Genomic DNA, 25,553 nt, shown 5'->3' on the forward strand with positions numbered 1-25,553 from the left:
GGCGCCCGAAGGCGCCGCTTGAGTGTCAAACCGGAAGAGCCGCTTGTCAGCGTCCCTTGCGCTTGCGACCGAGACCCATCTTCTTGGCGAGCTGCGAACGGGCGGCCGCATAATTGGGCGCAACCATCGGATAGCTCGGGTCCAGGTTCCACTTTTCGCGATACTGGTCGGGCGTCAGATCATAGTGGGTCATCAAGTGACGCTTGAGCGACTTGAACTTCTTGCCGTCTTCGAGACAGATGATGTAGTCGTCATGCACCGAACGCTTCGGATTTACCGCCGGCTTCTGCTTGTCGGCAGGCGGCTGCTCGGCGGCCCCGCCGACGCGCCCGAGAGCGGCATGGACATCGGCGATGAGGTTCGGCAATTCGCCGACCGGCACGGGATTGTTGCTGACATAGGCGGCCACCACATCGGCGGTGAGCTCGATCAGCGCGTCACTGTTTCTGGAAGGTGTTTCGGTAATATCCATGGCGTTCAGGCCCCAACGAGAATTGTTTCTGTTTGCGCCCGTTTCGATAGTTGGGCATCGCGCGAACTTGTGCAGGAAAAAGCCTCCGCGATTCGCGTCGCGCCATCTTAATGGGCCTGAGCGTCAAGTAAGTCAATTCGCTTCTTGCGCTCTATTCAGCGATACAAGTCAAATCTTTCATATTCAGCTTCACTCTTTCGTGCAGAGTGTAACTTTGCCGTTTTTTCTGGTCAGACCAGCATCGACTGACGCCGCGGCAAGCAGCCATTACACAGACGGCAGCAGGTAAATAGAGCTCAATGCTTGATCCTGCCCGCAGCATTACAGCCTGGCCGATCGGCGGATTCAGTAAAATCATAGGTTGCGAAGCGTTACTGTTGCTCGTGAGCCGTCGGCCGGAGCGGCGTGCTGCGTCACTGAAACGGGGTGATGTATTTTCCGTAGACCCAGCCGGTGACGAACTGGCCGCTCTGTGCCGGATCGTGCCAGACTTCGCACCAGCGATGGCGGATCTTCTGTTTCTGCTGCCAGTAGGTTTGGCTGGTCATGTCGAGCAGGTTTATCCCACCGGTGCATTTGCCGGTCATCTGCAGAACCGTCCCGTTGGGATAGGCGGCCTGCTTCTGCGAAGTTCCTGAAGGATATTTGCGCACATTGAGCGTGTCGCCGAACGGCACATTGGCCACTTGCCAAGCCGCAAAGGCAGTTGCATGAGATTGACCGGCATTGGCCAGGGTCATCGCAGCGACGGCGAGGGCCGCGGCAGTCCGAGAAAAAATATTCATTGTCCTCTCCTCCAGCCCGTCCTCTAGAGCCACCACGACAATAGATCGTAGCCCTTGAACCCGCGCTGATCGGCGTGTTCATTCGCCATTCAAGTAACTTCCACAGCGAGACGCAATGACCAGAACTCCAGTGTTTCCGACCGCCACCCCGCCGCAGCCGGAGAAGCGGCCGATCTTCGACACGCATCACGGCATGACGCGGACGGACGACTATGCCTGGCTGAGGGCCGTGAATTGGCAAGAGATGTTCAGGGACCCGTCGCTGCTCGACGGCCAGATCCGCGCCCACCTCGAAGCCGAGAATGCTTACCAGGCGGCGCTGATGGCCGATACGGTCCAACTGCAGAAACAGCTTTTCGCGGAAATGAAGGGACGCATCAAGGAAGACGATTCTTCCGTGCCGATGAAGGACGGGCCTTACGCCTACGGCTCCTCCTTCAAGCTTGGCGGCCAGCAGCCGCGTTATTTCCGCACGGCGCGCGACGGCGGCGACAAGCAGATCTTGCTCGACGGCGATGCCGAGGCCGAGGGCAAGCCCTATTTCCGCCTGGGCGGCGTCGATCATTCGGACGACCACCGCAAGCTGCTCTGGGCCTTCGACGACAAGGGTTCCGAATTCTACACGCTGCGCGTCCGCGATTTCGCCGGCGGCAACGATCTGACGGACAGGGTCCCCGACACCGGCGGCGGCGGTGTGTGGGATGCCGGCAATGACGGTTTTTTCTACACCCGCCTCGACCCCAACCACCGTCCTTCCAAAGTGCTGTTCCATGCGCTTGGCGATAGTCCTGAAAACGACCGGCTGATCTACGAGGAAACCGATCCGGGCTTCTTCATGGATGTCGGCGGCACACGCTCCAACGAGTGGATCATGATCGGCATCAACGACCATGAGACCTCGGAATATCGCATCATGAACGCCAACGAACCGTCCGCAGAGCCGAAGCTGGTTGCGGCACGCCAGACCGGCTTGCAGTACGACCTTGAGGAAGGCGGCGACATCTTCTTCATCCTCACAAATGCCGACGGCGCCAAGGACTTCAAGATCATGACGGCGCCGGCCCATGATCCGGTGCGCGCCAACTGGCAGGAACTGGTGCCGCACGAAGCGGGCCGGCTGATCCTTTCGGTAATCGGCTTCAAGGACCACATGGTCCGGCTGGAGCGCAAGGAAGGCCTGCCACGCATCGTCGTGCGCGATCGCAAGAGCGGCGAAGAGCACCTGATCTCCTTCGACGAGGAAGCCTTCTCGCTCGGCCTGTCCGGCTCCTACGAATACGACACCGAAATCATGCGCTTTTCCTATTCGTCGATGACGACGCCGGCGCAGGTCTTCGATTACAACATGCGCACCCGCGAGCGCGTGCTGCTCAAGACCCAGGAAGTGCCGTCCGGCCATGACCCGGAGCACTATGTCACGCGCCGGCTGATGGCGCCTGCCGCCGACGGCGAACTGGTGCCGATCTCGCTCCTCCACCACCGCGACACGCCGCTCGACGGATCGGCGCCTTGCCTGCTTTACGGCTACGGATCTTACGGCATAGCCGTACCCGCCGCGTTCAACACCAATTTGTTTTCGCTGGTCGACCGCGGCTTTGTCTACGCGATTGCCCATGTCCGCGGCGGCAAGGACAAGGGCTATGGCTGGTACGACGACGGCAAGCGGGCGAACAAGATGAATACGTTCACCGATTTTGTCGCTGCCGCCCACCACCTCGTCGCCGAACGCTATACGCAGCATGACCGCATCGTCGCGCAAGGCGGCTCGGCCGGCGGCATGCTGATGGGCGCGGTCGCCAACATGGCGCCGCAATGCTTCGGCGGCATCGTCGCCGAGGTTCCCTTCGTCGACGTACTCACCACCATGCTCGACGCAAGCTTGCCGCTGACGCCGCCGGAATGGCCGGAATGGGGCAACCCGATCGCTTCGGCGGAGGATTACCGGACCATCGCCGCCTACTCGCCCTACGACAATGTCGCCGCACTCGACTATCCACCGATCCTGGCGCTGGCCGGCCTGACCGACCCGCGCGTCACCTATTGGGAGCCGGCCAAATGGGTGGCGCGGTTGCGCGACCGCAAGACAGGGGGGAATCCGGTTCTGTTCAAGATCAACATGGATTCAGGCCACGCCGGCGCCTCCGGCCGGTTTTCCAGGCTGGAGGAAATCGCGTTCACCTATGCCTTCGCGCTCAAGGTAACAGGCAAGGCCGAACCAGCCGCGTGAAGTCGGGGGAGAGCGGTCATTGCCTTCCGTTCCGAGACGTGGCTTTCATTCGCGGTAAGAGTTGCGGAGACGCCCACCAATGATCGATCTCGCCACATTGATTGCGTATGTCGCGGTTGTGCTTGGCTTTGTCTTCATCCCCGGTCCGGCCACCCTTCTGACCGTGGCGCGGGCCACCAGTTCCGGAACCAGGGTTGGCATCGCGACCGGCGCGGGGATCGCGGCCGGCGACGTGGTTCACACCTTCATGGCGATCGTCGGCATTTCGGCGATCATTGCCACGTCGGCGGCGCTTTTCAGCATCGTGAAGTACATCGGCGCAGCCTACCTCATTTATCTCGGCATTCGCGCGATCATCGAGAAAACGCCTGCCTATCCGGCCGCCGGCGCACTTGCGATCCCCGCTACCAAAGCATTTCGGCAGGCTGTTTTGACCGAGGTTCTCAACCCCAAGACCGCGCTTTTCTTCCTTGCATTTCTTCCGCAGTTCGTGCGGCCTGAAAACGGATCGGTGATGCTTCAACTGGCGACATTGGGCGTGATCTTTGTTCTGTTGGGCCTCATCAGCACGCTGGTTTTCGCCGTGGGTGCGGGCGGCCTCGGTGCATTCCTGCGCCGAAACCCGACGGTGCTGAGATGGCAAGGCAAGGCTGTCGGCGGCATCTATTGCGCCTTGGGCATCCGGCCGGCGCTGCAACAGCGCTAGGACCTCGACAGGCGACGCCGTATGAGGCTTCGGATAATGGGCAGGCACAGCTGATTTTCCGCTCGCAATTGCAAAGGCCGCGCGCTACCCAGTGCGCGGCTTTTCACAGCCGCGCCAACACACAATCACCCAGGGATCTGCCATGTTGCTCGTCGATGTCTATCTCGACAAATCGCCCATCCAGGGCATCGGCGTCTTTGCCAAAAACCACATTGCCCGCGGCACGCTGGTCTGGAAGCTCGACCCGAAATACGACCGGCGCATCGAGGTGGAGACCTACGAGCGGGAAACCGGGCCGGTCAAAACCTATCTCGACCGCTACGCCTATCCGGACCGGCGCGACCCGAATTACATCGTCTTCGAAGCCGACGATGCGCGCTACATGAACCATGCCGACAGCCCGAATTGCGACGTCTCGCAGCCGGAGGAGACCTATGCCTTGCGCGACATTGCGCCCGGCGAGGAAATGACCTGCGACTACAATCACTTCTTCGAAACCGGCTTCGACTTCCTCGGCGACCGCTGACCCAACGGCCCGTCAGCTCGCCGGCTTCTTGCGCGCCGGATAGCCGTTGGGATGCGGCGGCACGGCTTTCAGATAGGCGGCGATCGCCGCGCGGTCCTCCCGGGTCAGCACGGCCATGTTCCGTTGCACGTCGACCATCGCGCCGCCGACCGTATCGAAGTCCGGCGTGAAGCCGGTTTCGAGATAGTTGGCGATGTCGGCTTCCGACCAGTCGGCGATGCCGCCCTCGCCCGACGTGATGTTGGGCACGATGCCGCTGCCTTCCGCGGCCGCGGCGCCTGCCAGCCACTGGCTCTTCCTGGTACCGCCGGTAAGGTCCCGCGGCGTGTGGCATTCGCCGCAATGGCCGGGGCCTTCGACCAAATAGCGGCCGGCCTGCACCGGCTGTGGCGTGCCTTCGGGAAAGGAAACGACCGGCTTGTCGCTCAGATAGAGCAATTTCCACAGACCAAGGCCGCGTCGGACGTTGAAGGGAAACCCCAGCGAATTGGCGGGTGCCTTGCCGGCGACCGCGGGCAAGGTCTTCAGGAACGCATAGAGATCGGCAATGTCGGCCGGCTTCATGCGCGCGTATGAAATATAGGGAAATGCTGGATAAAGATGCTCGCCCGACGGCGACACGCCCTTCAGCATGGCGTTGGCAAAGTCTTCGACCGACCAGGCGCCGATGCCGTCCTTGGTATCCTGCGAGATATTCGGCGGCACGAAGGTGCCGAATGGCGTCTTGAGCTCGAGGCCGCCGACCAGCTGAAGGCGAGCGTCGCCTTGCGAGCCAGGCTTGGCATGACAGGATGTGCAGCCGCCAGCGTAGAAGATGCGCTTGCCCCTGTCAGCGTCACCGGGGCCAAGCTGCGCCAGCGTGGCGGCACCGAGCCTGACCGGAGCCGACAGGAACCAGCCGGCAATCGCGGCGACGCCGCCCAGAACGAGGGCGGCGCCGACGAGTTTCTTCAGCAAGGGCATTGCCCGCTATCAGCCTTTTTTCACCCTGTAGCTTTGATGACAGTTGCCGCAGCCGCCGCCGATGGTGTTGAACTGTGCCTTCAACGCGTCGGCATCCGCAGGTGCCGCGGCGACCGCCGCCTTGACGTCGGCGAGGTACTTGCCTTCAGCCGTCTTGAAGCCGGCCATGTCCTGCCAGATCTTGGGAGACGCCGTGGTGTCGCCGATGTCGCTGCCCGCCGGGAACAGCGCGTCGACGCCGGCATGGAATTTCTCGGCATTGGCCTGCAGTGCCTGCAACGCCGTCAGCACCGAAGCTGCGTCGTAGGGCGTCTCGCCCTTGACCACTTTCGACAAGCCGGCGGCGATCTTGCCACGTTCCTTCATCAGGGCCTGCCGGTCAGCGACCGGGTCGGCAAATGCCGCCGAACCGGCGAAGGCGAGCATCGAGATGGCGAGGATAAGCTTTCTCATTCACTTGGCTCCATGTTGAAGGCAATTCAGGGTGCGGTCCCACCCCGATGACAAACGGCAAGGATGGCTTAAAAATTCCGACGCTTCGCCTCACGCTTGCGTGAAATTTTTGCAACTGTCGTTCTGATGCTGAAAAAGAAAAGCCCCGGTTCTGCCGGGGCTTTCTGAAACGGATCAGGCCTTTTCGTAGAGTTCGAGCACATAGTCCCAGTTGATGAGACTGTCGACGAAGGCTTCGAGATATTTCGGCCGGGCGTTGCGATAATCGATGTAGTAGGAATGTTCCCAGACATCGACGCCAAGGATCGGCGTCGCGCCATGGACGAGCGGGTTCTCGCCATTCGGCGTCTTCGAGATCGCCAGCTTGCCGTCCTTGACCGAGACCCAGGCCCAGCCCGAACCGAACTGGGTGGTGCCGGCGGCGATGAAGTCGGCCTTGAACTTGTCGTAGCCGCCAAGATCGCTGTCGACCGCTTTTTGCAAGGCGCCCGGCAGCTTGTTGCCGCCGCCGCCCTTCTTCATCCATTTCCAGAAATGGATATGATTGTAGTGCTGGGCGGCATTGTTGAAGAGCCCCGCATTCTTGCCGAAGGACTGTTTGACGGCCTCTTCGACCGACAAATCGCCCAGGCCCGCCTCGGCGGCCAGCTTGTTGCCGTTGTCGACGTAGGCCTTGTGGTGCTTGTCGTGATGATATTCCAGCGTTTCCTTGGACATATAAGGCTGCAAAGCCTCGTAATCATAGGGCAAGGCGGGCAATTCAAAAGCCATTGGTCGTACTCCCTCGTGGAAAAATCCGGTGTCGATACCGGACTAACATAGGACTGGATTGGTCTGGAACAACTCCGGAAACGAAGCGCCGGCCGCTTTTTAGCGGGTCAGCCGGGCGAAGTCGAATGCGCCCATTCCCAATAGAGTTCGCGCGCCTTCTTGGCCACCGGCCCGGGCTGCAGATTGCGATCCTCGATACGGGTGACCGGCACGACTTTCGAGTGGTTTCCGGTCGAGAAGATTTCGTCTGCCTCCAGGAAATCGCGGATCGACAGCGTCTTTTCCGTCGTCGTGAAACCGTATTCGCCAAGCAGGGCCATGGTGCGCGCGCGGGTGATGCCGGACAGGAAGGTCCCGTTCGGCGCCGGCGTCAGGACATGGCCGTCCTTGACCAGGAAAATATTCGAGGTCCCGGTCTCGGCGACATTGCCCAGCATGTCGAGCACGAGCGCATTGTCGAAGCCGCGCATCGTGGCTTCGAGGATGGCCCGGCCGTTGTTGGGATAAAGGCAGCCGGCCTTGGCGTTGGTCGGCATGGTTTCGATGGTCGGGCGCCGGAACGGCGACACCGTCACCGAAAAACCCGCCGGCGAGATCATCGGCGATTCATAGAGGCAAAGGCAGAAACGCGTCGAGGCCGGGTCTGCCGGCACGCCCATATAGCCGCCATGCTCGGCCCAATACATCGGCCTGATATAGACCGCCGTCTTACCGTCGAACTTCTTCAGCCCGTCCCAGGTCAGCCCGACGATCCTGTCGGTGCTCATCGTCGGCTTCAGGCCGAGCGCGATCGCCGAGGCGTTCACCCTTGCTGCATGGCGATCGAGGTCGGGAGCGACACCCTCGAACCAGCGGGCTCCGTCGAACACGCTGGTGCCGAGCCACATGGCGTGGCTGCGCGGCCCGAGGATGGCAACGTTGCCCTCGTACCAGTCGCCGTCGACGAAGGTCCATGTCGCGGATTGCGCCGCAGTCGCCAGTGTCATTGCCAGGTTCCGTTCGATGCTTGTTGCGGCGCATTGGAAGATGCTTTGGCGGCCGCCGTCAACCGGTTTGGCTGAGATTTGTTGAGGCCAGCGGGCTGGCGGACTGCAATCAGCGCTTGCGCCTTGCCTTGCGCAGCCTCAAAACTGTCGCATGCACCATGCAGCTTACGTTTTCGACGCCTATGGCACGCTGTTCGACGTGCACGCGGCCGTGCGCCGTCACGCCGACCAGATCGGGCCGGACGGCCAGTTGCTGTCCGAGATCTGGCGCGCAAAGCAGCTGGAATATTCCTGGGTGCGGACGCTGATGGGGGCCTATGCCGATTTCTGGCAGCTCACCGAGCAGGCACTCGATTTCGCCCTGCGCAAGGTTCCGTCCGCCGATGCCGGGCTGAAGGCGAAGTTGCTCGAGGCCTATTGGCGGCTGGACTGCTATCCGGAGGTGCCGGCCGTGCTCAAGGCGCTCAAGGCATCGGGGGCAAGGCTGGCGATCCTGTCCAACGGTTCGCCTGAAATGCTGGAGGCGGCCGTCAAGTCCGCCGCGCTCGACCAGGTCCTGGACGACGTCTTTTCCGTCGACAGCGTCAGGCGCTTCAAGACCGACCCGTCGGTCTACGACATAGTCACCACGGGCTGGCGCCTCTATCCAGGCGCTGTCTCTTTCCAGTCCTCCAACCGCTGGGACGTCGCCGGCGCCACCAAATTCGGCTTCCGGACGGTGTGGATCAACCGCGCCAATCACCCAGAGGAATACCGGGATTTCCCACCGGCCCTGATCCTGCCATCCCTCGATGGTCTGATCTCCGGGGTTTGACGCCGGACATGTTGCCTGGGCGCAACAGTGACGATCCAGTCACAGCTTTGCCTTTGTTTGTCCACCCTGCGGCCAGAATTGGAACCGCCTATCGCGCCGGGCATTGCTCGGGCAACCGCGCGCAACCGGGCGCATTCATGCTTTGTTGCGATTTGAGACTTAAAAAAAGGCAATCATGTTCACACCCCCATCGTCCTCTCTGCGCCTTAGCCGTCGCGGTTTCCTCAACGCCGCAGCCCTTGGCGCCGCCTCGGTCGCGGTCTCCAGTTGCACCACGCTGTCGCAACAACCGGTCGAGCCACCGCCGCCGACCTATGTCGAGCCGGCGCTCGGCGACTATGTGACGATGTATGGGCCGATGTCGGATGGCGGCTTCGAGCTGCCGGCCATACCGGTCGACAAGATCGACCCGCAGTTCCTGCGCCAGATCGTTGACGATCCGACCGGGCAGCAGCCAGGCACCATCGTCGTCGACACCACCAATCACTTCCTCTATCTGGTGCGCCCGGGCGGCCAGGCTATCCGCTACGGTGTCGGCCTCGGCCGCGCCGGTTTCGAATGGTCGGGCGATGCCGTGGTCCAATGGAAGCAGAAATGGCCGAAATGGACGCCGCCGGACGAAATGATCTCCCGGCAGCCGGAGTTGAAACCCTACAGCGCCGAGAATGGCGGCATGCCCGGCGGGCTCAAGAACCCGCTTGGCGCGCGGGCGCTCTATCTCTTCCAGGGCAACCAGGACACGCTCTACCGCTTGCACGGTTCGCCGGAATGGCGGTCGATCGGCAAGTCGGTGTCGTCAGGCTGCGTGCGCCTGATGAACCAGGATATCATCGATCTCTACGACCGTGTGCCGAACAAGACGCCGGTCGTGGTGACGGCCGATATCGGCCAGCCGATGGTGGCGACCGCAAACCGCAAAGCCATTCCGATCGACGCCGGCGTGCCGGAAGGATCGATCCTGCTCGGCCCGATAAAAGCGGTGACGAACTCGATCTTCTGAGCTGACGGAAGCACGGGGGCGCGATTGGCTCACGGCTCCTGCTGGTTTTGCCGAGCCTCGGCTTGCCCGTGCCGGTGCCCGCCTTCAGGTCCGATGTTTACGCCGAGCAGCGGATTTTGCCGCGCTCTGTGCAGACGCCGCCGGTGGACAGCTCATGACCCAAATACGTCTTCCGCAGGCCAGGTCGGATGACCGCTTTGCGCCGCGATGCCGGCAGCAACGACGTTGATTGCGGTTGCCCAAAAGCAGACATCTGAATGCGGCGTCGCGTTGGACGCGTTGCGCTATAAGCGGACATCGGGTCCGCAGTCTGGACCGGGAACTCGCACCGACACCACAGTCTCACCGACCGAGACTTCCGAGCGTGGCCCGCTGCTTATTGTCCCGTGTCTTGTCGGGATCTTCGATCGCCTCAACCGACTGGATGTATTCGGCAATATACTCCGGCGACAGGGCGTGTTCCCTGCCACCTGCAAGGACAAAGTCCTTATACCAGCTATAGGGTTTGAGACTGTCGTCGATGTAGTCGGGGGTGGCGAGATAGGTAAGGACCTTTCGCCTGCGACCTTTGGCGTTAATGACCGTGACCGTCGCACGCTCGTAGCCGCTTCCGACGCCTTCGGCCTTATCTAGCTCGGCACGTTCGGCAGGATCGAAGCTGAACAGGACTCCGATCACGCTATTCTCATTGCCAGTGGCCAATGCGTTGCACTTCCCGGACTTGTCCACGCTACGTTTATGAAAACGGAGCGCATGACCCGGCAAGGTAGCGATGCCGAGTGGCTTGCAGCTCGGCATGCGTTCGCGCAGCCGGGCGGTCGACATGTTGGACCCCTAGGCAAAATAGACGACGTGCTCTGGGGGGCCGGTCTCTGTGTTCTTCAGCGCCTCGATGGTGGGATTTCCCGGCCTCAGGATCGTGCGTAGCGGTACCGTCATTATGCTGCACTCTTCGGTTTCTTCGCCTTCGCGTGTGATGATGGGCTGTCCATCCTGGAGGTCGAGGATTGGAACCGGCCTGCCGGCCCATCCGCAGTCGGCGCAGCGCGGTCGTTCCCAGAGTATACCGGGTGCCTCAGTTATTCTCGCCATGTTCGGGTTCGAGATGCGGCGAGCCGCAGTTCGGGCATTCCCGAGGCACCCCGCGTAATTCGCGAATGATCAATGATGTCGCCATGCCGATGGCGTGTTGGATCAACGAGTGCGCCATCTCGGCATCAATCCAGGTGGCCGACTTTGAATGCGTCAGCCAGTTTGAAAACGTCCATGCGGACTCAAGCGCACTCTTGAGGGCCCCGCGACGCTCTTTGTTGGTGTCGCCCGGCAGAAGATCGTTGCAGATGATCTCCGTCCACGCGCGGAAGTTCGCACGTTGTGGCGGTGTATCTGTCCATATTGCCGAGTCCTGCGCGACGCCGATCAGTTCGAGAAGCGCCTCACGGCAGCGGACGCCTACGGCCTGATAGTCCGCGAGATTATGCGCCTGTGTCACGGCGGTGCCGGCTTCTTCCATCTTCTCGAATACGGGACCGAACGGGAGTATGCGTAGATCGTCTTCCTGTTGTTTTGCCGTACGCGGGATGCGAAGCATCAGGCCAATATGGAAGGTCAGAGCAAGGTCCATATTTGGGAACTGCTCCTGAGAGTAGAGGTTTGTGCCGCCGGTTATGACCCACCAGCGATCCTTGTTGGTGTGAATGTCCCACACGTCGTGACGGGTATTCAGGACGACTTCCGAGTAGACCTTCTGCATAAAGGTCACTTCGAGGTCGGGCGCCTGCCATTCAAAGTATTCTCGGACTTCCTCGACCTCCTCTTCGGTAACTTTCAACATGATCGTCTCCCGCGAAGGCTCGTCGCGCCGCGCTGCAAAGGATTGCGAAAGCCTCAACAATAGCCCGATGTCGCTAACTTTCAAAATCCGGCACGGCTACGCGGGATGTCCGCTTTGGGCTAATTCTGAGACGTTGTTCCGACCGGATTCAGCGTCCGTTGCCCCTTGCGGAGGTGCTGGAACCTGCCGGTCCGCTTCCGGCCCCGATCAAGACCTTCGGCGCATCGCCGCCAAGCGGCCGCTCTTTCCGCATAGCCCCTGTCCGCTGTCCTCCAGATCTGGCTACTGGCGCTTGATGCCAAGACAGAAGTTGCCAACACTGATCCCGCCCTTCGGTCCGATGCCCCTCACCGCCCCCTGGACAGGCTCCCCAAAATCCCGCGGACGATCGCCCGTCCGACCGACGAACCGACCGAGCGCACCACCGACTTGATTGCCGCCTCCGCCACCGTCTGGCGGTTGGATGGCCGCGGCGCCCGCCGGCCACCGCTGGGCTGAGGAGCGGGATCGTCATTGCCGAAGCCGGGAATGGTCCAGCGCGAACGGCCGCTCTCCTGCTGCTGCGCTTGTGCCTCCTGGGCGTCCTTGGCCTTTTTTTGCAGCATCTCGAAAGCCGATTCGCGATCGACGGTCTGGTCGTACTGTCCCGAAACCGGGCTCTCAGTGATCAGCTTGCGGCGCTCTTCGGGCGTGATCGGGCCAAGCCGCGAGGATGGCGGGCGGATCAGCGTGCGCTGTACCATGGACGGCACGCCCTTGGCTTCCAGCGTGGAGACGAGTGCCTCGCCGGTGCCGAGTTGCGTGATCACGGTTGCACAGTCGAAATCGGGATTGGGCCTGAACGTCTCGGCCGCCGTCTTGACGGCCTTCTGTTCGCGCGGCGTATAGGCACGCAGTGCGTGCTGCACGCGGTTGCCCAACTGCGCCAGCACCGTTTCAGGGATATCCAGCGGATTTTGCGTGACGAAATAAACGCCGACGCCCTTCGAACGGATCAGCCGGACCACCTGTTCGACGCGGTCGATCAGCACCTTCGGCGCGTCGTCGAACAGAAGATGCGCCTCGTCGAAGAAGAAGACCAGCTTCGGCTTGTCCGGGTCGCCGACCTCGGGCAGTTCCTCGAACAGTTCCGACATCAGCCACAGAAGGAACGTCGCATAGAGCCGCGGATTCATCATCAGTTTGTCGGCGGCGAGCACGCTGATGGCGCCGCGTCCATCGCGCGTGGTGCGCATGATGTCGGCGATCCGCAATGCCGGCTCGCCGAAGAAATTGGCAGCGCCCTGCTGCTCCAGGACCAGCAGCGTGCGCTGGATCGCGCCGACCGAAGGTTTCGTCACATTGCCGTAGCGGGCGCCGATCTCTTCGGCGCGGTCGGCGATGTTGGCAAGCAGTGACTGCAGGTCCTTCAAGTCGAGCAGCAAAAGGCCTTCCTCGTCGGCGATGCGGAAGGCGATGTTCATAATGCCTTCCTGCGCCTCGGAGAGGTTCATCAGCCGCGACAGAAGCAGCGGCCCCATCTCCGAGATGGTGGCGCGGATCGGGTGACCCTGCTCGCCGAACAGATCCCAGAAGATGACCGGAAATTCCTGGAACTCATAGGGATCGAGCTTGACCTGCTCGGCCCGCTTGACCAGAAAATCCTGCGCTGTGCCCATCATGGCGATACCCGACAGATCGCCCTTGATGTCGGCGCAGAATACCGGCACGCCGGCATTGGAGAAACCCTCGGCCAATATCTGCAGGGTCACCGTCTTGCCGGTGCCGGTCGCGCCGGTGACCAGGCCGTGACGATTGCCATATTGCAGCAAAAGCCGTTCCGGCCGCTGATAGCTGTCGTCCGGCTTGCGGCTGGCTCCCATGAAGATACTGGTGTCGTCGGCCATGTGTCCGGTCTCCGCAAACCTATAGGTTGAATGCCCTGATCCCCTTGAAGAAAAGGGAGGCCCGCCGCAGGTATAGTGAGGCCATTGCGCAGCGACAATGGGCATCGTCGAAAATGGCTTTTGGAGCTTGCGGAACCTGCCCATGTTTGGCAATCGGTTGACGGTCACCGTCACGGAAGGCGAGTTGCACGGCATGTGTGCTGCATTGTGATATGGGACCGGGGACCGTAGACTGACATAGTAGGCTGACACGGCCACTAGAACGAGGAGAACGGATGGGCGCCGGTGCCTTGACCCAGGATGCCGAACTTCCGAACGCCGACCGGCAACGATGGCTGGCGCTGGCGGAGAAGGCGCTGGCCGGCGGGTCCTTCGAGGAAAAGCTCGTCTCGCATACGGACGACGCCATCCGCATCGAGCCGCTCTACGAGCGTTCGGTAACCGCCGAGCCTGTCGTGCGCGCCAACCCGGGATCACCGTGGATCGTCAGCCAGCGCATCGACGATCCGGACATAGGCCGCGCCAGTGCGCAGGCGCTGGAAGACGTCGCGCAGGGTGCCACCGGACTGTCGCTTGTCTTCGAGGGTGCGCCGAACGCCTTCGGCTATGGCTTGCCGAGGACGGCGGAGGCGCTGGAGGGCGTGCTCGACGGCGTGCCGCTCAACCGCATCCAGATCCGCATCGACGCCCATCCCTGGAGCCGTGCCGTGGCCGATTGGCTGGTGGCGTTCTTGACCAAGCGCCGCTCCGACCCGGCAAAGCTCAACCTCTCCTTCGGCATCGATCCGGCGGCGATATTTGCCGGGACCGGCAGGCTGCGCATGTCGATCGAAGCTTTGCAGGCTTCGATGCCGCAGTCGCTGGCGCATTTCTTTTCGATGGGGGTGCCCGGCGTGCTGCTGGAGGCCGACGGGCGGGTATTCCACAATGCCGGCGCCACCGAGGCGCAGGAGCTTGGCACTATGCTCGCCTCGGCCGTCTCCTATTTGAGGCTGTTCGAGAAGGCGCGCCAGCCGCTCGTCTACGCGGCGCCGCATATCGGTTTTGCGCTCAGCGTCGACCAGGACCAGTTCGTTTCGACGGCCAAGGTCAGGGCGTTGCGCAGGCTGTGGGCGCGTGTCCAGGAGGCCTGCTCGATACCGCCCTCCACCGCCAGCATCCATGCCGAAACCTCCTTCCGGATGATGACGGCGGCCGACCCGGAAACCAACATCCTGCGCACCACCATCGCCGCTTTCGCGGCTGCCGCCGGCGGCGCGGATTCGATCGCCATCCTGCCGCACACGATAGCGCACGGCCTGCCTGCGGGTTTTGCCCGCCGCGTTGCCCGCAACGCGCAACTGATCATGGCCAATGAAAGCCACATCGACCACGTCGCCGATCCGGTTTGCGGTTCGGGTGCGGTCGAAGCGCTGACTGCGGAGCTCTGCGCCGCGGCCTGGCAGGAGTTCCAGCAGATCGAGGCGGAAGGCGGCGTGCTGACCAGCCTTGAGCAAGGCCACATCCAGAGGCGCGTCCAGGCAGCTTCCGCCCGCCGCAACGCAGCCTACCAGGCGGACGAACGGGCGATCGTCGGCACGACGCTGCACCCGTCGAAGACCGAGCGTCCGGTCGAGACGCTGGCGGCGGAGCGGCGGCCTGCCTTCACCGAAGGCGTTGCGGTGTGCGAGCCGCTGTTTCCGATCCGCATCGATCAGTCGATCGGAGCCGTGCCATGATCCCGGATTTCAGCCAGATCGCCTGGTCGCCGCCACGGCGGGCGCCGGTCGAGGTCAAAGGCCAGCGGATGACGCCGGAAGGCATCGCCGTCAAGCATCTCTACAACCAGGGCGATCTCAAGGGCTTGCCGCATCTCGATACCTATCCGGGCCTGCCGCCCTTCGTGCGCGGCCCCTATCCGACGATGTATGTCCAGCAACCCTGGACGATCCGGCAATATGCCGGCTTCTCGACGGCCGAAGAGTCCAACGCCTTCTACCGGCGCAACCTTGCCGCCGGCCAGAAAGGCCTGTCGGTCGCCTTCGATCTCGCCACGCATCGCGGCTACGACAGCGACCATCCGCGCGTCGCCGGCGATGTCGGAATGGCCGGCGTCGCCATCGATTCCATTCTCGACATGCGCCAGCTGTTCGAGGGCATCCCGCTTAACGAGATGACGGTATCGATGACGATGAACGGCGCGGTGCTGCCGATCATGGCGCTCTATATCGTGGCGGCGGAGGAACAGGGCGTCGCGCAGAAAGACCTCACTGGGACCATTCAGAACGACATCCTGAAAGAGTTCATGGTGCGCAACACCTACATCTATCCGCCCAAACCTTCGATGCGGATCGTGTCGGACATTTTTTCCTACACGTCGACGCATATGCCGAAGTTCAATTCGATCTCGATCTCCGGCTACCACATGCAGGAGGCGGGAGCGACGGCGGACCTCGAGCTCGCCTACACGATTGCCGACGGTATCGAATATGCCCGCGCCGGCGTCGCGGCCGGCCTCGACATCGACCGTTTCGCGCCGCGCCTCTCGTTTTTCTGGGCGATCGGCATGAATTTCTTCATGGAAGTCGCGAAGCTGAGAGCAGCGCGCCTTTTGTGGGCCAGCCTGATGCTGAAGAACTTTTCGCCGAAGGACGAGCGCTCGCTGTCGCTGCGCACCCATTGCCAGACTTCGGGCTGGTCGCTGACGGCGCAGGACCCCTACAACAACATCATCCGCACCATGATAGAGGCGATGGCGGCGACTCAAGGCCACACGCAGTCGCTGCACACCAATTCCTTCGACGAGGCAATGGCGCTGCCGACCGATCATTCGGCCCGCATCGCCCGCAACACACAGCTCATCCTGCAGAAGGAATCCGGCACGACCCGGAGCATCGACCCGTGGGGCGGCTCGGCCTATGTCGAGCGGCTGACGCATGATCTGGCGGCGCGCGCGCTCGCCCATATCGAGGAGGTCGAGAGCCTCGGGGGCATGGCCGCGGCGATCGAAAAGGGCCTACCGAAGCTGCGCATCGAAGAGGCTGCCGCGCGCACCCAGGCGCGCATCGATTCCGGCGAACAGATCGTGGTCGGCGTCAATGCCCACCGTCCCGGCACGGACATCGAAGTCGACGTGCTGAGGATCGACAACGCGGAAGTCAGGGCGCGGCAATTGTCGAAGCTGCAGCGGCTGAAAGGCACGCGTGACGTCGCCGCCGTCGAGAGCGCGCTCGATGCGCTGACCCGTGCTGCCGGGAGTAACGAAAACCTGCTGGAATTCGCCATCCGGGCGGCGCGCGCCAATGCCACGGTCGGCGAGATTTCGCTGGCGCTGGAAAAGGTCTTCGGCCGCCATGTCGCCTCGGTGCAGACGATCTCCGGCGTCTATCGCAACGCGCTTGGCGACAATCCGGTGGTCGACCGGTTGCAGGACAAGGTCGTAGCGTTCGAGGAGAAGTCCGGCGGCAAGCCGCGTATTCTGGTCGCCAAGATGGGGCAAGACGGCCATGATCGCGGCCAGAAAGTGATCGCCACCGCCTTTGCCGATCTCGGCTTCGACGTCACCGTTGGGCCGATGTTCCAGACGCCGGACGAGATCGCCAAGCTGGCGGTCGAGCATGACGTGCACATGGTCGGCGCCTCGTCGTTGGCGGCAGGCCATTTGACGCTCATTCCCGAACTCAAACAGGCGCTGAAGAAGCTCGGCCGCGACGACATGCTGATCGTCGCCGGCGGCGTCATTCCACCGAAGGATTACGATGCAGTCCGGCAGGCAGGCGCAGCGGAGATCTTCCCGCCCGGCACGGTCATCCCGGAAGCGGCGGAGCGGCTGATGGACCGGCTGCTGCAGGCGGGCTGACGCTTTGTTATAATGCCCGTTGCAACGACCGACACGCTGAGTTATAATCAGCGTTGCAACAGGATGTCTCACCATGAACACGACCATTCGCAAGATCGGCAATTCCGAAGGCGTGATCCTACCGAGGGAGCTTCTCGATCGTCTGAACCTGAAGGCCGGCGACCAGCTTCAAATCGTTGAAACAGGTGACGGTCTTGCGCTGAAGCCGGTGGACGACAGCTTCGAGCGGCAAATGAAAGCTGCCCGCGAGGTCATGGACAAATACAAGGTCGCGCTTCAGAAGCTCGCCGAATGAGCTGGGAGTTTCTGACGCGGCGTGCAGTCGAAGCGATGCACGCCGAGCAGTTGCGCCGACACGGCGGAGCACAAGGCTTGAGGGATGAAAATGCCATTGAATCGGCGCTCGCCCGTGCGGAGAACAAAGCCAACTACGGAGACCCGTCGGTTGAAGAACTCGCCGCCGTCTATGTCTTCGGCATCGCCCGAAATCATGCCTTTGTCGACGGCAACAAACGCACCGCCATTGTCGCTGCCGGCGCATTTCTGATTGTGAATGGTTATGCCCTGTCGGCCAATGACGGCATGCTTTACGAATTCGTCATGGGCGTCGCCGCCGGCGAAATCGACGAGGCCGGTGCCGCGGCGTTCTTCCGCGACCATGTCGTCAAGCTCGAAGACTAACTATCGGAGAGCTTGACGATCTCCCATTCCTTGCCGTTAACCACGGCAATTTCGCCGACCTTCTTGCCGAACAGTGCCATCGCCATCGGCGACATATGGGAAATTGTCCCTTTGGCCGGGTTGGCCTCATCCTCGCCGACGATCTTCCAGTGCACCTTCTTGCCGTCGTCGCTCTCCAGTGTGACGCCCATACCGAAGCGAACCATGTCGCTGCCCGGTTCCGGCACCGAAAGCTCGGCGCTTTCACGCCGCGCCGTCCAATAGCGGAGATCACGCGACACCAGCGCGATGCGCTCGCGGTCGGCCCTCTTTTCGGCTCTGCCCAGTTCGTCGCGCAGAGCGGCCACCTCCGCATCGATCAGCGCCAGGCCGTGTTCCGTCACCAGATTGCGGTGATGGCTGATCGGCCGCTCGCCGATGCCGGCAATGGCGTTTTCGCTGTCTTCCTCGCGGGTGAAGGCCCTGCTCATCCGATGAACTTAGGCCCGGCGCGACGACTCCACAAGCCATAGCCGGCAAACCCGACCTCGGGGCCGATCCCGTCTGGCACGAATCCTGCCGCGTGAGTGTTGGACGCAAGGGATCTGTGCCGATGTTGAACAGAAGAACGCTGCTTACGCAGACCGCCGGCTTTGCCGTCATGGGGCTTTCGCTCGGCAAGGCAGCGGCAGAAAACCTGCCCGGCATCGACAAAGCCGCGATGCGCGGGGCGATCAATGCGACCGATCTCGGCGTCCGGCCCGGCGCGCTTGAGGACCAGAGCAAGGCTTTCACCAAGCTGCTGCGCGAAGCGCACGTTCGCGACATGCCGGTGTTCCTGCCGCCGGGGACCTATATCGTTTCCAACCTGTCGCTGCCCGGCCGCGTGCGCCTGTCCGGCGTGGCGGGCGCATCGCGGATCGTCTATGGCGGCAACGGCCATCTCATCATGGCGGAACAGGCCGAGCATATCGTACTCAGTGGACTGGTGTTCGACGGCAGCAAGCACTCGATGGGCGATTATACGCAAGGCCTGCTCGATCTGCGCCGCATCGCCCATCTGGTCGTCGACAATTGCCAGCTTAACGGCAGCGGCAAGAATGGTCTGGCACTCGAACACGCCTCGGGTCGTATCCAGCGCTCGGAGATATCCGGTGCGGCCGATGCCGGCATCTATTCGGTCGAGGCCGATGGCCTGGAAATATCAGGCAATAGCGTCTCCGACTGCGCCAATGGCGGCATTCTCGTGCACCGCTGGCAGGCGGCTGAAGACGGAACCATCGTCAGCGGCAACCGGATCGAACGCATCCAGGCGCGCGGCGGCGGAACCGGCCAGAACGGCAATGGCATCAATGCCTTCCGCGCCGGCAATGTCATCATCTCCGGCAATATTGTTTCGGATTGCGCGTTTTCGGCTATCCGCGCCAACAGTGCCAGCAATTTGCAGATCACCGGCAACACCTGCTCGCGCTCGGGCGAAACGGCCGTGTATTCCGAATTCTCATTCGAAGGCGCCATCATCAGCAACAACATCGTCGATAGTGCTGCGAACGGTATTTCGATCGTCAATTTCAACGAAGGCGGCCGCATGGGGGTCTGCTCCGGCAACATCGTCCGCAACCTGTCGACCAGCGGCCCCTACCCTGCCGATGCGCCCGGCTTCGGCGTCGGCATCAGCGTCGAGGCAGACACCACCGTTTCCGGCAATGTCGTTGAGAATGCGCCGCTCTACGGCATGCAGATCGGCTGGGGACCGTTCATGCGCAATGTGGTCGCCACGGGAAACGTCATCCGCAAGGCGGGGACCGGTATCGTCGTCACCGTGGTCGAAGGTGCCGGGACGGCAATCATCTCCGACAATGTCATCGACGGAGTCCAGAACGGCGCGATCGTCGGCCAGCGCTGGGCCGAGCCGGTGACCGGCGACCTCGCCGCGTCAGGCAATGCCGGCTATGCGCATTTGACCGTCGAGCGCAATCACGTCAGTTGAGGGCGGCGGTGGGCCGGAGCGCGCCGACTTTGGCGCCGATCCGGCTTTCGATAGGCGGATTTGCCTGTTCGATCAGCTTTGCCGCCAGCGGCTGGTCTGCGTGCAAAAGCTTTAACAGCACGGCCGCGAGCATGACTTCAGTTGCGCGGCCGGCGCCGTCGTCGCATTTCAGCGCGATGCCAAGGCCAAGCTCTGGAAGGGCGGCACAATGGACGCCCTCGGCGCCCCCCTTGGCAAAGATCCGGCCAGGCGCGGCCTCCATCATCGCGACGTCGGACCTGCCAGTGCCGGCGACGAAAAACGGCTCGGCCATGCAGGCGGAAAGCAGCCGCTTCGCCGCCCGGGCGCGCACCGGCTCGAAGCTGGCGCCTGTCGCCATGCGGGCAAAGCCAAGCGCAAAGCTGCGCAGCGGCACGGCATAGGTCGGAATCGAGCAACCGTCAGTGCCACGGTGATCGGCGTCATGGGCAGCACCGGTCACCGCCTGCATCGCTTCGCGCACCATCTCCTGCGAAGCATGGCCAGCCTTGACGTAACCGCGATGGGCGATGCCGCTGTGAACGCAGGTGCATAGGAAGCCTGAGTGCTTGCCGGAACAATTGTTGTGCAGCGCGTTCGGCACGCTGCCGGCGCGGGCAAGCGCCAGCGTCGCCCCATGGCTCGACGGCCAATGCGCGCCGCATTCGAGTGCCGTCTCGTCCAGGCCGGCCTTCGCCAGCATAGCCCTCGCGAGCTCGACATGTGGCGGCTCGCCGGAATGCGAGGCGCAGGCCAGTGCCAGCTCCCGGTCACCGAAGCCGTACCCATCGGCAGCGCCGCTCTCGACCAGCGGCAACGCCTGGATCGCCTTGACCGCCGAACGCGGGAACACCGGTTGTGCCGTGTCGCCGATCTCCCAGACAGGCTTGCCGTCGGCGTCGAAGACGGCAACAGCGCCGCGATGCGCGCTCTCGACGATAGCGCCGCGCAAAACTTCGACCAGAACCGGATTTGTCATGAATTCCCCGCTAGCGCATGATCTCGAAACTCGGAATCAATTTTCGAAAAGGATCATGCGCAAAATCAAAGCGATATAGCGCCCTTTTGCGCGCGCGAAGCGGCGCGCGCGCTGTAATGCGGGGCCGCTTTTATCTGATCCGGTCGAGAATGGAAACGTAGTTGGCGACCGCCGCGCCGCCCATGTTGAAGATGCCGCCGAGCTTTGCTCCCGGCACCTGGATGCCGCCCGCCTCGCCGACGAGTTGCATGGCGGTAAGCACATGCATCGATACGCCGGTGGCACCGATCGGGTGGCCCTTGGCCTTCAGCCCGCCGGACGGATTGACCGGCAGCCTTCCGCCTTTCGCCGTATCGCCATCCAAGGCCAGCTTGGCGCCCTCGCCCGGCTTGGCCAGGCCCATCGCCTCATACTCGATCAGCTCGGCGATGGTGAAACAGTCATGCGTCTCGACGAAGGACAGGTCGCCGAGCGTCACGCCGGCCTGCTTCAGCGCCTGATTCCAGGCCTGCTCGCAACCTTCGAACGCGAGGATGTCGCGCTTCGACATCGGCAGGAAATCCTGCACATGCTCATTGGCGCGGAAGGCGACGGCGCGGCGCATCTTCAGCGCCGTCGCCGTGTCGGCGAGGACAAGGGCGGCGGCGCCGTCCGAAACCAGCGAGCAGTCTGTGCGCTTCAGCGGACCGGCGACGAAGGGGTTTTTTTCGCTTTCCTGCCGGCAGAACTCGTAGCCGAAATCCTTGCGCATCTGCGCGTAGGGATTGTCGACGCCGTTCTTATGGTTCTTGGCGGCGATCATCGCCAGCGCATCCGACTGGTCGCCGTAGCGCTGGAAATAGGCTTGAGCGATCTTGCCGAAGACGCCAGCGAAGCCTGCCGGCGTGTCACCATCCTCCGGCAGATACGAGGCCTTGAGCAGGTTCTTGCCGATCTCAGGACCGGGCGTCGTCGTCATCTGCTCGGCGCCGACCACCAGCACGATACGGGCGGCATTTGCGTCGATGGCGCGGATGCCTTGCCTGACCGCCGCCGAGCCGGTGGCGCAGGCGTTCTCGACGCGGGTCGCCGGCTTGAAGCGCAGCCGGTCGTCTGCCTGGAGGACCAGGCTCGCGGTGAAATCCTGGGCGGAAAACCCGGCGTTGAAGTGGCCGAGCACGATCTCGTCGACGTCATCTGGACCGATGCCGGCATGATCGAGCGCCTCGACCGCCACCTTGGTGATCAGGCCCTCCAGCGTCTCGCCTTCGAGCTTGCCGAAGCGCGAATGCGCCCAACCGACGATGCATGCTGTCATGGCGATCCCCATCCTGCAGGCCCGGCTGCGCGATGTCGCGGCCGCTCGGCATTGTTCAAGGATGAACCGTTCCGCCGGTTTCGTAAAGGGGCCAGAACCGCACAATCGCTTGATCTTGATATCTGGTCATAACGCCTGGCATTTGCCAGCAAATCAGGCTGAATTTTTTGTTGATTGATGCGTCAATAAAAAATAAACTTACCCAACAGGCCGGAGCAAGAATGCCGAAACTCGGAATGGAGCCGTTGCGCCGCAAGGCGCTCATCGACGCAACGATCTCGGCGATCGGCGAGCGCGGTTCGCTTGATGTCACGATGTCGGAAATCGCCGGGCGCGCCGGCGTGTCCTCGGCGCTTGCCCACCATTATTTCGGCGCCAAGGACGAATTGCTGTTGGCGACGATGCGGCACATCCTGAGCGGGCTCACCGCCGATACGCGGCGCGCGCTTCGCACGGCCGGCACGGCGCGCCAGCGCGTCTCGGCAGTGGTCGCGGTCAATTTCTCCGACGTCCAGTTCCAGCCGGAAACGATCGCCGCCTGGCTCGCCTTCTATGTCGAGGCGCAGAAATCGGCAGCACTTCGCCGGCTGCTCAAGGTCTATGCACGGCGGCTGCATTCCAATCTGCTCAGCGGGCTGACCGGCATCCTGCCGAGAAGCGAGGCCGACCGGGTTGCCGAAGCGACGGCGGCGCTGATCGACGGGCTCTATATCAGGCGCGCGCTGAAGGACGGCGTGCCCGATGCCGCGACCGCGATCGCACTGGTTGAGGACTATCTCGAAATGAAGCTTAGCGGACGGCAGAAGCAGTGACATCCAAGCGACCCAACATCCTGATCGTTATGGTCGATCAGCTCAAGGGAACGCTGTTTCCAGACGGGCCGGCAGACTTCCTGCACGCGCCGCATCTGAAGGCGCTCGCCGCGCGTTCGGCGCGTTTTTGCAACAACTACACGGCCTCGCCGCTCTGCGCGCCGGGCCGCGCCGCATTCATGAGCGGCCAATTGCCGTCACGCACCGGGGTCTATGACAACGCCGCCGAATTCACCTCGTCGATCCCGACCTTTGCCCATCATCTGCGCGCCGCCGGCTATCACACCTGCCTCTCCGGCAAGATGCATTTCGTCGGGCCGGACCAGTTGCACGGCTTCGAGGAACGGCTGACTACCGACATCTATCCGGCCGATTTCGGCTGGACGCCGGACTATCGCAAGCCCGGCGAGCGGATCGACTGGTGGTATCACAATCTGGGCTCAGTGAGCGGTGCCGGAACTGCCGAAATCACCAACCAGCTGGAATATGACGACGAGGTCGCCTTCCATGCGGTGCAGAAGCTCTACGATCTTGCCCGCGTCTCCGACGACGTCGCACATCGGCCCTGGTGCTTGACGGTTTCCTTCACCCATCCGCACGATCCCTACGTCGCACGGCGGCGCTACTGGGACCTCTACGAGGATTGCCCGGCGCTCGAGCCCGAGATCGGCTTCATTCCCTACGACAGGCAGGACCCGCATTCGCAGCGGCTCTACCGCGCCAGCGACTATGATAGTTTTGACATCACCGCGGAGCAGATCCGCCGCGCGCGGCGCGGCTATTTCGCCAATATCTCCTATCTCGACGACAAGCTCGGCGAGTTGCTGTCGGTGCTCGAGCGCACGCACATGCTCGACGGCACGGTCATCCTGTTCTGCTCGGACCACGGCGACATGCTCGGCGAGCGCGGCCTGTGGTTCAAGATGTGCTTCTTCGAAGGTTCGGCGCGGGTGCCGCTGATGATCGCCGGCAAGAGCATACACACCGGGCTGATCGACACGCCGGTCTCCAACCTCGACGTGACGCCGACGCTTTGCGATCTCGCCGGCATCGACATCAGCGCGATTGCGCCGTGGACCGACGGCCAGTCGCTACTGCCGCTGCTGAACGGAAGGAAACGCTCCGCGCCGGTGCTGATGGAATATGCAGCCGAAGGCTCGAACGCGCCGATGGTGGCGATGCGCGAGGGCCGCTACAAATTCATCCATTGCGAGATCGATCCGCCGCAACTGTTTGATCTTGAATCGGATCCGCTGGAATTGACCAACCTCGCCGCCGATCCGGCCAATGCGGCTTTGGTGGCGGCTTTCACCGGCAAGGTGCGGGAGCGCTGGGACGTGGCGGCGTTCGATGCCGCGGTGCGTGCCAGCCAGGCACGCCGCTGGGTGGTCTACCCGGCGCTGCGCAACGGCACCCACTACCCTTGGGAATTCCAGCCGCTGCAGAAAGCATCGGAGCGCTACATGCGCAATCACATGAACCTCGACCTGCTCGAAGAGCAGAAGCGCTTTCCGCGAGGCAAATGATGGCAGACAGTCTCGTCCCCTCGCTCGACCATCTCAGGCAGGCCTATGCCGCCACCTCCAAGGCGACGCAGATCACGCCGCTGCTGGAATCGGCGGCACTCGCCCGCGAGACCGGCGCCGCCCGCGTCTTCGTCAAGGCCGAGTCGCTGCAATGGGCCGGATCGTTCAAGGTGCGCGGCGCCTATTGGCGGCTGAAGCGGCTATCGCCCGATGAAGCCAAAAAGGGCGTCGTCGCCTATTCCTCCGGCAATTTTGCGCAAGGGCTAGCGGCGGCTGGCCAAGCGCTTGGCATTCCCGTCACCATCGTCATGCCGATCGACGCGCCGGCCGCCAAGCGCGACGCCACATCGGGCTACGGCGCGCGCGTCGTGCTGACCGACCATGGCGAGCGCGCGCGTGAGGAGGTTGCCGCTGCCAAGGCTCGCGAGATCGCCGCGAGCAACGGCCTGGCGCTGCTGCACCCGTTCGACGATCCGGAGATCGTCGCCGGCCAGGCCGGAGCCGGACTGGAGGCACTCGACCAGCTCGCCGCCAGGCAAGTGGAGGCCGATCTCTTGTTATGCTCGGTCGGCGGTGGCGGGCTGATCGGTGGCGTTTCGCTGGCCTTCCACTATCTGTCGCCCGCCACCGAGATCATTGGCGTCGAGCCCGAAGGTTTTGACGGCATGGGCTCGTCGCTGGCGCATGGCGCCATCGAAACCATGCCGATCGGGCCGAAATCGATCTGCGACGGGCTGATGTCGCGGCGGCCTGGCGACGCGCCGTTCGCAGCGGTGAAGACCGCCGGCGTTCGCGGCGTCACCGTCGACGATGCTTCGGTGCGGCGCGCTATGCGGATCGCCTTCGAGCGGCTGAAGCTGGTGCTCGAGCCTTCGGGCGCTGCTTCACTCGCGGCGTTGCTCGGCGGCAAGGTCGACGTGACCGGCAAGACCGTTCTCGTAGTGGCAACCGGCGGCAACGTCTCGCTGGCCGATTTCATTGCGCATATGAACCATGGGCGCGCATGAACC

General features: G+C 62.8%; 26 protein-coding genes. 14 read left to right on the forward strand and 12 right to left on the reverse strand.

From position 1 onward, the window contains the following. Positions 1-46 precede the first annotated feature (46 nt). Together NKI22_RS12695 and NKI22_RS12700 are read right to left on the reverse strand one after the other, a co-directional pair. The gene (locus tag NKI22_RS12695; RefSeq protein WP_023677844.1) at positions 47-472 is read right to left on the reverse strand and encodes a Ros/MucR family transcriptional regulator; all 426 of its coding nucleotides are present in this window, start codon (positions 470-472) and stop codon (positions 47-49) included. A gap of 413 nt (positions 473-885) precedes the next feature. After that, entirely contained in the window at positions 886-1,257 is a 372-nt protein-coding gene (locus NKI22_RS12700) for an SH3 domain-containing protein (RefSeq protein ID WP_023718408.1), read from the reverse strand. Between the two features lie 115 nt (positions 1,258-1,372). Between NKI22_RS12700 and NKI22_RS12705 the strand changes: the two genes are divergently transcribed. The 3 genes from NKI22_RS12705 to NKI22_RS12715 all read left to right on the forward strand — a co-directional run bounded on the left by NKI22_RS12705 (position 1,373) and on the right by NKI22_RS12715 (position 4,716). Then, positions 1,373-3,484 carry a S9 family peptidase gene (locus NKI22_RS12705; protein ID WP_352483643.1) on the forward strand — a complete coding sequence of 704 codons (2,112 nt, stop codon included), beginning with the start codon at positions 1,373-1,375 and terminating at the stop codon, positions 3,482-3,484. Between the two features lie 79 nt (positions 3,485-3,563). Further along, the gene (locus NKI22_RS12710) at positions 3,564-4,190 is read left to right on the forward strand and encodes a LysE family translocator (protein ID WP_352483644.1); all 627 of its coding nucleotides are present in this window, start codon (positions 3,564-3,566) and stop codon (positions 4,188-4,190) included. Between the two features lie 142 nt (positions 4,191-4,332). Next, entirely contained in the window at positions 4,333-4,716 is a 384-nt protein-coding gene (locus tag NKI22_RS12715; protein ID WP_023718410.1) for an SET domain-containing protein, read from the forward strand. 12 nt (positions 4,717-4,728) lie between these two features. Here the strand turns inward: NKI22_RS12715 and NKI22_RS12720 are convergent, their stop codons facing one another. The 4 genes from NKI22_RS12720 to NKI22_RS12735 all read right to left on the reverse strand — a co-directional run bounded on the left by NKI22_RS12720 (position 4,729) and on the right by NKI22_RS12735 (position 7,889). Further along, complete coding sequence (locus NKI22_RS12720; RefSeq protein WP_023718411.1) at positions 4,729-5,679, reverse strand: cytochrome c; 951 nt, start codon at positions 5,677-5,679, stop codon at positions 4,729-4,731. 9 nt (positions 5,680-5,688) lie between these two features. Then, positions 5,689-6,132, reverse strand: a complete 444-nt coding sequence (locus NKI22_RS12725; RefSeq protein ID WP_023718412.1) for a c-type cytochrome — start codon at positions 6,130-6,132, stop codon at positions 5,689-5,691. Between the two features lie 174 nt (positions 6,133-6,306). After that, complete coding sequence (locus NKI22_RS12730; RefSeq protein ID WP_023718413.1) at positions 6,307-6,903, reverse strand: superoxide dismutase; 597 nt, start codon at positions 6,901-6,903, stop codon at positions 6,307-6,309. Between the two features lie 107 nt (positions 6,904-7,010). Further along, the gene (locus NKI22_RS12735; protein WP_352850239.1) at positions 7,011-7,889 is read right to left on the reverse strand and encodes a branched-chain amino acid aminotransferase; all 879 of its coding nucleotides are present in this window, start codon (positions 7,887-7,889) and stop codon (positions 7,011-7,013) included. 151 nt (positions 7,890-8,040) lie between these two features. Between NKI22_RS12735 and NKI22_RS12740 the strand changes: the two genes are divergently transcribed. Both NKI22_RS12740 and NKI22_RS12745 read left to right on the forward strand, forming a co-directional pair. Beyond that, positions 8,041-8,703, forward strand: coding sequence for a haloacid dehalogenase type II (locus NKI22_RS12740; RefSeq protein ID WP_352588766.1), 663 nt, complete (start codon positions 8,041-8,043; stop codon positions 8,701-8,703). Positions 8,704-8,878: 175 nt separating this feature from the next. Continuing rightward, positions 8,879-9,703: a L,D-transpeptidase gene (locus NKI22_RS12745; RefSeq protein WP_352483646.1), complete on the forward strand. Its 825-nt coding sequence runs from the start codon at positions 8,879-8,881 to the stop codon at positions 9,701-9,703. Positions 9,704-10,045: 342 nt separating this feature from the next. Here the strand turns inward: NKI22_RS12745 and NKI22_RS12750 are convergent, their stop codons facing one another. The 3 genes from NKI22_RS12750 to NKI22_RS12760 form a co-directional block, all read right to left on the reverse strand. Next, entirely contained in the window at positions 10,046-10,528 is a 483-nt protein-coding gene (locus tag NKI22_RS12750) for a gamma-glutamylcyclotransferase family protein (protein WP_352937505.1), read from the reverse strand. Between the two features lie 250 nt (positions 10,529-10,778). Next, on the reverse strand, positions 10,779-11,537 hold the full coding sequence (locus NKI22_RS12755) for a hypothetical protein (RefSeq protein WP_352850235.1): 759 nt from the start codon (positions 11,535-11,537) through the stop codon (positions 10,779-10,781). A gap of 347 nt (positions 11,538-11,884) precedes the next feature. Continuing rightward, a complete protein-coding gene (locus NKI22_RS12760) occupies positions 11,885-13,423 on the reverse strand; it encodes a helicase HerA-like C-terminal domain-containing protein (protein ID WP_352850233.1) in 1,539 nt (512 codons plus the stop codon). A gap of 275 nt (positions 13,424-13,698) precedes the next feature. On the opposite strand from NKI22_RS12760, the gene NKI22_RS12765 reads away from it, so the two are divergent. From NKI22_RS12765 to NKI22_RS12780, 4 genes are all read left to right on the forward strand, one after another. Further along, positions 13,699-15,141 carry a methylmalonyl-CoA mutase subunit beta gene (locus NKI22_RS12765; protein WP_352850231.1) on the forward strand — a complete coding sequence of 481 codons (1,443 nt, stop codon included), beginning with the start codon at positions 13,699-13,701 and terminating at the stop codon, positions 15,139-15,141. Beyond that, positions 15,138-17,261, forward strand: coding sequence for a methylmalonyl-CoA mutase (scpA, locus tag NKI22_RS12770; RefSeq protein WP_352850229.1), 2,124 nt, complete (start codon positions 15,138-15,140; stop codon positions 17,259-17,261). Before NKI22_RS12765 ends, scpA begins: the two co-directional genes overlap by 4 nt. A gap of 73 nt (positions 17,262-17,334) precedes the next feature. Further along, positions 17,335-17,556: an AbrB/MazE/SpoVT family DNA-binding domain-containing protein gene (locus tag NKI22_RS12775; protein WP_095496758.1), complete on the forward strand. Its 222-nt coding sequence runs from the start codon at positions 17,335-17,337 to the stop codon at positions 17,554-17,556. Further along, entirely contained in the window at positions 17,553-17,942 is a 390-nt protein-coding gene (locus NKI22_RS12780; RefSeq protein ID WP_023718426.1) for a type II toxin-antitoxin system death-on-curing family toxin, read from the forward strand. The genes NKI22_RS12775 and NKI22_RS12780 overlap by 4 nt, the downstream gene beginning before the upstream one ends. Here NKI22_RS12780 and NKI22_RS12785 read toward each other — a convergent pair. After that, the gene (locus tag NKI22_RS12785) at positions 17,939-18,412 is read right to left on the reverse strand and encodes a GreA/GreB family elongation factor (RefSeq protein WP_352639557.1); all 474 of its coding nucleotides are present in this window, start codon (positions 18,410-18,412) and stop codon (positions 17,939-17,941) included. The genes NKI22_RS12780 and NKI22_RS12785 overlap by 4 nt on opposite strands. A 122-nt stretch (positions 18,413-18,534) precedes the next feature. Here NKI22_RS12785 and NKI22_RS12790 point away from each other — a divergent pair, with 122 nt between their 5' ends. After that, the gene (locus tag NKI22_RS12790; protein ID WP_352850226.1) at positions 18,535-19,911 is read left to right on the forward strand and encodes a TIGR03808 family TAT-translocated repetitive protein; all 1,377 of its coding nucleotides are present in this window, start codon (positions 18,535-18,537) and stop codon (positions 19,909-19,911) included. Here the strand turns inward: NKI22_RS12790 and NKI22_RS12795 are convergent. Continuing rightward, complete coding sequence (locus NKI22_RS12795) at positions 19,904-20,908, reverse strand: asparaginase (protein ID WP_023718429.1); 1,005 nt, start codon at positions 20,906-20,908, stop codon at positions 19,904-19,906. The two genes, NKI22_RS12790 and NKI22_RS12795, sit on opposite strands and share 8 nt — an antisense overlap. A gap of 130 nt (positions 20,909-21,038) precedes the next feature. After that, positions 21,039-22,205: an acetyl-CoA acetyltransferase gene (locus NKI22_RS12800; RefSeq protein WP_023718430.1), complete on the reverse strand. Its 1,167-nt coding sequence runs from the start codon at positions 22,203-22,205 to the stop codon at positions 21,039-21,041. On the opposite strand from NKI22_RS12800, the gene NKI22_RS12805 reads away from it, so the two are divergent. Genes NKI22_RS12805 through NKI22_RS12820 form a run of 4 tightly spaced genes read left to right on the forward strand, consistent with a single transcriptional unit; the run spans position 22,204 to position 25,550 of the window. After that, positions 22,204-22,383, forward strand: coding sequence for a hypothetical protein (locus NKI22_RS12805; protein WP_156948046.1), 180 nt, complete (start codon positions 22,204-22,206; stop codon positions 22,381-22,383). The genes NKI22_RS12800 and NKI22_RS12805 overlap by 2 nt on opposite strands. A 43-nt stretch (positions 22,384-22,426) precedes the next feature. Continuing rightward, positions 22,427-23,017, forward strand: coding sequence for a choline-binding transcriptional repressor BetI (gene betI / locus NKI22_RS12810; protein ID WP_023718431.1), 591 nt, complete (start codon positions 22,427-22,429; stop codon positions 23,015-23,017). Beyond that, a complete protein-coding gene (gene betC / locus NKI22_RS12815) occupies positions 23,014-24,543 on the forward strand; it encodes a choline-sulfatase (protein WP_352937502.1) in 1,530 nt (509 codons plus the stop codon). Before betI ends, betC begins: the two co-directional genes overlap by 4 nt. Further along, the gene (locus NKI22_RS12820) at positions 24,543-25,550 is read left to right on the forward strand and encodes a threonine/serine dehydratase family protein (protein WP_502897694.1); all 1,008 of its coding nucleotides are present in this window, start codon (positions 24,543-24,545) and stop codon (positions 25,548-25,550) included. Before betC ends, NKI22_RS12820 begins: the two co-directional genes overlap by 1 nt. The last annotated feature ends 3 nt before the right edge of the window (positions 25,551-25,553 follow it).

It is taken from the genome of Mesorhizobium sp. M0778 (assembly GCF_040320105.1).
In the GTDB taxonomy this organism is placed as follows: Bacteria; Pseudomonadota; Alphaproteobacteria; order Rhizobiales; family Rhizobiaceae; genus Mesorhizobium.